This is a genomic window from Clostridium sp. UBA5119 (assembly GCF_002414285.1).
GTDB classification, from domain to species: Bacteria; Bacillota; Clostridia; order Clostridiales; family Clostridiaceae; genus Clostridium_J; species Clostridium_J sulfidigenes.
Genome location: NZ_DHYX01000055.1, coordinates 101981 through 108831 on the forward strand (window position 1 = coordinate 101981; position 6851 = coordinate 108831).

The window sequence follows — 6851 nt, forward strand, 5'->3', positions numbered from 1 at the left end:
GGAATATCATCTTCTAGGTACTCCTCTGATACTTGTTTAAAGCCAAGACTTTCATAAAATCCCTTTATATAAACTTGGCCAGATATTCTAATTTCAGTAGAATTAAGTTTCTCTTCTATAAACTTAATAGCTTCTAACATGATTTTTCTACTTAATCCTTTATTTCTATGATTCTCCTTAACTAATACCCTTCCAATAGACATCTCATCATAGGAAATTCCCTTATTAACTATTCGCAAATATCCTACTACTTCATTTCCTTCTTCTACATATAAGTGATATGAATTATAGTCCTTATTATCACAATCTTGATAAATACAAGTTTGTTCTACTACGAATACTTCATTCCTTACTCTTAAAATCTTATACAACTCTTCTGTGGTTAATTGATTAAATTTCTTTATTTTAATTTCCATAGCCTACCTCCATAAAATAAATTTAACTAATCTTCTTCCCATTGTNNCACAGCCTTTTCCCATCCAGAATAAAGTTTCTCTGAAGTCTCTTTATCGCAGTTTGGCGTGTAAGTCTTACTAGCAAACCACTTCTCTGCAATTTCTTCTTTACTCTTCCAAAAACCTACTGCAAGACCAGCTAAATATGCAGCCCCTAAGGCCGTAGTTTCAGATATTATCGGTCTAGTAACTTCTTGACATATAATATCTGATTGGAATTGCATCAAAAATCCGTTTCTACTTGCTCCTCCATCTACCTTTAGCTTTTCAATTCTATAGCCAGCATCCTCAGCCATGGCATCAATAACAGCCTTTGATTGATAGGCTATAGACTCTAAGGCAGCTCTTATAATATGATTTCTATTAGCTCCACGGGTTAATCCAAAGATTGCTCCCCTTGCATACATGTCCCAGTATGGTGCTCCAAGTCCTACAAAAGCAGGAACTACATATACTCCCCCATTATCCTCTACCTTATTAGCAAAGTACTCGGTATCCACAGCATCAGTTATCATTCTTAATTCATCTCGAAGCCATTGGATAACTGCACCTCCAACAAATACAGAACCTTCAAGAGCATACTTAACCTTTCCATCTATACCTATGGCAATGGTGGTTATTAATCCATTTTTACTTCTAATTATCTCATCACCTGTATTCATTAATAAGAAGCATCCTGTACCATACGTATTTTTAGCACTCCCTTTTTCAAAACACGCCTGACCAAATAAAGCTGCCTGTTGATCTCCTGCTATTCCAGCTATAGGAACTCTAATTCCCCCATTTCCACCTAAGTTAGTGTGGCCATATACCTCTGAGGAATTTTTAACTTCAGGTAACATAGATTTAGGAATTTGCAATATATCTAATATTGTTTCATCCCACTTTAATTCCTTAATGTTATAGAGCATGGTCCTTGAAGCATTAGTATAATCTGTAACATGAACTCTTCCATTGGTAAGCTTCCATACTAGCCAAGTATCTACAGTTCCAAATAAAAGGTCTCCTCTTTCAGCCTTTTCTCTAGCTCCATCCACATTATCTAAAATCCATTTAATCTTTGTTCCAGAAAAATATGCATCAATTAATAATCCCGTATTTTCTTTTATATATTCACTAAAACCTTGATTTACCAACTCATCACATATATGAGCTGTTCTTCTACATTGCCATACAATTGCATTATATATTGGCATTCCTGTGTTTTTATCCCATACAATAGTAGTTTCCCTCTGGTTAGTTATTCCAATAGCAGCTACATCCTTTTGTGATATATTACACTTTGCCATAACCTCTTGAAGCATAGAGTACTGACTACTCCATATCTCCATAGGATCATGTTCTACCCATCCTTCTTTAGGATATATTTGTGTAAATTCCTTTTGACTCACCCCTAATATATTTTGTTCCTTATCAAAAATTATAGCTCTAGAACTTGTAGTTCCTTGATCTAATGCAATTATATAATCTGCCATTTTAATCCTCCATCCATAAATTACTTAAATATCTATGTTTAAACAGAATTCTTTGCTTCAGAGGGAGTATTTACTCCCTCTGAAGCTTAGAAATCGTTATNNCTGGTAGTCATCGGATAAAATCATTCTTATAAATAATAAAAAGGCACATAAAACTAGCATTCTAGTCTTATGTAGCCTCTCTCATCACTCTTAGCCTACATAGCCCAAATTTCTTCTTTTGTAGTAGATACACAGGTTGCTCCTGATTTTAAAGCTGTTATTATTTCTTCCTTACTTTCAATAAGTCCTCCAGCAACTATAGGTTTATTAGACTTTTCTGCAAGTTTTTCTATAACCTTTGGTATAACCCCTGGTAATATCTCTATAGCATCACAGGCCTCTCCTAGATGCTTTATTGCATTATTTAGTGAAAGAGTATCAAAGATAAATACTCTCTGTATTGCTAATAAGTCATAAGCCTTGGCATATTTAATTACCTGAGGTTTTGTACTTATTACACCTTTAAACTGAGTTTCTTTCTTTAAATACTTAATTCCAACTTCTCTATTAGTAATACCATCTACTAAATCAATATGAACTATACCTATCTTATTTTTAGAATTTATCTTTTCACTTATTTCTTTAATATTAAGTATATCACCAAATAGGACAAATATTACCTGAACATCTGAATCTAGTACTATATCTAGTTCACTCTCATTCTTAACTGCTGCTATTATAGGATTTTCCTCTAATAACTTTATTAAATCCATACTTAACTCCCTTTCGGAACTGTTTTAACATGTTTTTTTAATTATTACATGTTTAAATTTTTTTGTCAATTCAGCTAAAATTTTATTTTGATAGCCTTAGAAATTATAATTAAAGTATATTCATTGTACTTTTTTAAATTTTAAAAGTTAGAGGAGTATCCCAATTATAGATGTGTAGATTTTAATTAATCTCAATTTTAAATCCTAGACGAGGAGGTGTAAATACGGAAAATTTCTATTATGAAGAATCTAAATGTAAACCCCAAGGTGTAATTTAAACCACACCTCAGGGTTTACATTTAAATTTTAGGCCATGAGCTACATATGTACTTGTCTCTAGAGTAGCCTCGGTATAATTAAAGTCATTATCAATTAATTAATATAAATCAAAATAGGTGTCTAACGACACCTATTTTGATTGAAAATCATGATAACATAAGATTCTGTTTTAAGTATAACCACAATCTCATGTATACCTAACTATACATTGTAATATGGAATAACAGTATTATGATCCTATATATATACCACAATCATAATTTCCACAACGGCCTGAGCATATTTTAACGCCACATCCAAATTTGTCTCTGCAAAGAACACCACAATCTTTATTACATATACGAGCTGATATTCCAGTATTAGATTCATTCATCCATTCCATATTATTCACCTCCTTTCATCTAATTTATATATTTATAATAAATTATAAGTATAAACTGAGTATTATTTTATTGTATATTAATTACATTGTCTGATAAATCAAGTAAGTTTTTATCATGAGTTATAATAATTATTATCTTGTCACCTTGTAATGATCTAACTAATTTTTTAAATTCATTAACACTATTTTTATCCAATGCTGATGTAGGTTCATCAAAAATTAAAATTTTTGGATCTTTTAATAGCAATCTTATAATTGATATTTTTTGTTTTTCGCCTCCAGAAACATTGATATTTTCTTCTATAACTTTATTAACAATATGTCTTATATCAAAAATATCTATCAAGCGTTCTAAAAGATTCTTATCGAAATCTTTGTTATTAACAGTTAGATTTTTCAAAACACTATCATCTAATAAAAGAGGTTCCTGTTCAGATATTCCAATTAGATTTTTACGTAACTCATACATATTTAAATCTTCAATAGGAATATTATTGTAAGATACTTGTCCTATATATTCATCTACATATAGTCCACAAATTATATTTATTAAAGTACTTTTTCCTGAACCATTTTGTCCAGTAATACAATAGGTATTACCTTCTTTAAATGTGTAATTGAAATTATCAAAAATTAAATTTTCATTATATGAAAATTTAAGATTTTCAATGTTAATTGAGTTGCAGTCTTTTAAAATAACATCTCCATTTGTTTCTTTATTTATATTAAGTATTTGAATTATTCTATTATAGGATCCTAAGTTTTCTTGATATTTCTCGGCTATACCAATAAAGTACTTTAATGAACCAATCAAACTAAAAAAGTAACCTATTAATACAGAGAATAAGCCTATTGTAATTTTACCGTTAATAACAGCAGATGCTGTTATTATTATAAATACCACTTGAGCTAGCAATGTTCCTATTGTTTCTATGGAATTAAATGAAATTCCAAATTTAATTTTTCTTAGAGCAGTTATGAGAAAGGAATCATAGGCTTTTTCTAATCTATCTTTTAAAACATCAAATAATATATGAAGTTTCAAAAATTTAACATTAGAAATTTGCTCATTTAGCTTTGAAAAAAGCTGTGATTGACTTTCCTGCATTTTAAAATTATAATCATAGATTCTTTTTTTCATAACAGTATAAAGTAAAATATAAAACACAATTAATAATATAAAAATGCATATAATTAGTTTGTTTATTGAAATCAAAAGAAACAAAGTTATTACTATTACAAAGACATTAGTTATTGTGTCTGAAATTATATTTATAAAAAAAGTAACTATATTATTAACATCATTGTTTATACGTTGATTTAGATATATTGTATCTACATTTTTAAAAAAACTAATAGGTAATCTTTTTACATGTTCTAGAGCTTGCTTATTCATATCAAAAGCAACTGATACTTGTAATTTAGTATATAAAATCTCTTTAATAGCCTTAGCTATAATCATGAAAATTGAAATACCTATGAAAATATAACACAAATTATATATATTGCTTATGTTTGAGCTTGTGTTGATGCTATCAATAATTGAGCCTAATATATAGTTGGTAGCTAAGGGCAACGTTCCTGTAATTATTGCCAAAAAAACATAAAGTAGTAATATAGATTTAGATTTAAAGTATTTTTGTGTAAATGATATTATATTCATACTAACGTTGTTGTCTCATTAGCGTAAGCAATTCAATAACTTCATCCACATTATATCTTAAAGTAGAACAATTCTTTTTACCACTTTCTAATGCTGCATTTGCACACCCTCCAAAGCATACAGGTAAAAATTCGCATTCTTTGCATTCTTCATCATGTATTGGGTTATATGAAAGCCATTTTATTAAATTAGAATTCATATTAATTCCATCATAAATATTTCCTACAGTTCTACTTTTTCTACCTATTTCATCCCAACATTTATAAAAGTCACCTTCTGGAGATATTACCAAAGAATTATGACCAGTAGCTCCACATCCTTGGAAAGCAGCCAACGGTATTCTATTACATTTAAACCCTCGCTCTATTGCCTTCTTATAGAAATGGATTTCTTTTGTAGAAAATTCATTTGTATTTAAGCAATTACAATCATTACAAGAACCATTGATATTGTCTACTTTAGCTAAATAAAAACTTATGTTATTCTTCAAGTTATACTTTTCAAAATAATCTAATATTTCGTACGAATCATCTATATTATTTTTATCCATATTCATTCGAACAGATATATTTATTAAATCACAAGTATTTTGCATATTAGTCATTATATGATCAAATGTTGGAGATTCATCATGTAAAATTCTTCTACTGTCATGATCCTTTTTTGACCCATCAATTGTAACTTGAACGGTATTAACATCTAACTCTTTTAATTTTTCTACATTTTCCCTAGTTAAGTAATATCCATTACTAACAATGGAGGCAGAATAGTTAAGTTTTTCACCAAATTCTTCTTTTATCTTTTTAGTTAGTTCTTCTATTATATCTAAATTTAATAAAGGTTCTCCTCCATACCAACATATAGATAAATATTCTAAGTTAGCATAATTAGTTTTTAAAAATTCTACTAATTTATTTCTAACATCAATTGACATTGACTTATGTTCAATACCTTTTTCATAGCAATATGGACATTTAAAATTACATGCTGAAGTCGGTGCGATTGTAAGAGTTAAAGAATCAGTATTATAACTACCCATTTTATTTAATACTAACATTCTATTAAACTCATCAGTGTCATCTGGAATAATCATTTCACCTTTTTTAAGCGCTTCTAACAAATCTTTTTTTTGCGTTGTTCCTTTGTTAACGATATCATTAAAGGCATTTTCATATTCTTCATTTAAAGCCAATACCCCACTAGTTAAAGTATTATATATAATTAGTTTATTATTTAATTTTCTTACGATATTATATTTAGATAACATTTATATCCCCCTAATATTATTATTTTGTATAAATTTTAACATAAATTCATTTTATAATAGTATAATACATTATTTTAGTTTATTTGTAAATATATATTATAATATATCTTAAAATATCATAAATTATCATATTTATGGTTTTTATACATCTAATTACATGTATAAAAATAAAATTTTTTTAATTTATTTTTATATTTTACTTTTTTTAAAATATATTGTATAATTATGTATGAAAAATATAACCCTATTTTAGATTTTATGGTAAATTTTTCACAAAGTTTAAAGTTAAGGAGGTGATTAATGTGGAATGGCTTAACAATGAAGTGGAAATTACAACTGCAGCTTTTTGTCTAATTAAAGTATGTGATCCTTCAAAATTCTGTTGGAAGAACTATTCATCTTAATTAATAGTAAAACAATATGTTATGGCTAAATAACCTACATCTTTTGTTTTATATCTTGTGAAAATCAACAAATATTTAATTTCGTTGAGGTTTATAGAAAAGCTCTATAAGGCTAAACTTATAGAGCTTTTTTATACTTTTTCACAAGGCTTAAAGTTAAGGAGGTGATTA

Annotated in this window: 6 protein-coding genes (1 of these 6 cut by a window edge); all 6 read right to left on the reverse strand. The window is 28.1% G+C overall.

Annotated features, from left to right (window positions below; genetic code table 11):
- A protein-coding gene (locus tag B2671_RS08980) for a GNAT family N-acetyltransferase (RefSeq protein WP_414632627.1) crosses the window boundary here: on the reverse strand, positions 1-416 show its 5' portion. Its footprint begins 52 nt before the window's first position; the window shows 416 of its 468 coding nt (coding positions 1-416); the start codon lies at positions 414-416; its stop codon lies beyond the left edge, outside the window.
- Positions 417-442: 26 nt separating this feature from the next.
- Positions 443-1930 (reverse strand): glycerol kinase GlpK, encoded by a 1488-nt coding sequence (gene glpK, locus B2671_RS08985; protein ID WP_346870111.1) that lies wholly within the window; start codon positions 1928-1930, stop codon positions 443-445.
- A 197-nt stretch (positions 1931-2127) separates the two neighbouring features.
- On the reverse strand, positions 2128-2685 hold the full coding sequence (locus tag B2671_RS08990; RefSeq protein ID WP_150845407.1) for a glycerol-3-phosphate responsive antiterminator: 558 nt from the start codon (positions 2683-2685) through the stop codon (positions 2128-2130).
- Positions 2686-3193: 508 nt separating this feature from the next.
- Complete coding sequence (locus B2671_RS08995) at positions 3194-3346, reverse strand: hypothetical protein (protein ID WP_346870112.1); 153 nt, start codon at positions 3344-3346, stop codon at positions 3194-3196.
- Positions 3347-3413: 67 nt separating this feature from the next.
- The gene (locus B2671_RS09000) at positions 3414-5009 is read right to left on the reverse strand and encodes an ABC transporter ATP-binding protein (protein ID WP_346870113.1); all 1596 of its coding nucleotides are present in this window, start codon (positions 5007-5009) and stop codon (positions 3414-3416) included.
- A gap of 1 nt (position 5010) precedes the next feature.
- Positions 5011-6276, reverse strand: coding sequence for a radical SAM/SPASM domain-containing protein (locus B2671_RS09005; RefSeq protein ID WP_346870114.1), 1266 nt, complete (start codon positions 6274-6276; stop codon positions 5011-5013).
- Between the last annotated feature and the right edge of the window lie 575 nt (positions 6277-6851).

What these genes read in the sequence shown, in the direction of transcription:
- B2671_RS08995 (WP_346870112.1), bottom strand. Translation starts at nt 3,346, where the DNA reads ATGGAATGGATGAATGAATCTAATACTGGAATATCAGCTCGTATATGT.
- B2671_RS08990 (WP_150845407.1), bottom strand. Translation starts at nt 2,685, where the DNA reads ATGGATTTAATAAAGTTATTAGAGGAAAATCCTATAATAGCAGCAGTT.
- B2671_RS09005 (WP_346870114.1), bottom strand. Translation starts at nt 6,276, where the DNA reads ATGTTATCTAAATATAATATCGTAAGAAAATTAAATAATAAACTAATT.
- B2671_RS09000 (WP_346870113.1), bottom strand. Translation starts at nt 5,009, where the DNA reads ATGAATATAATATCATTTACACAAAAATACTTTAAATCTAAATCTATA.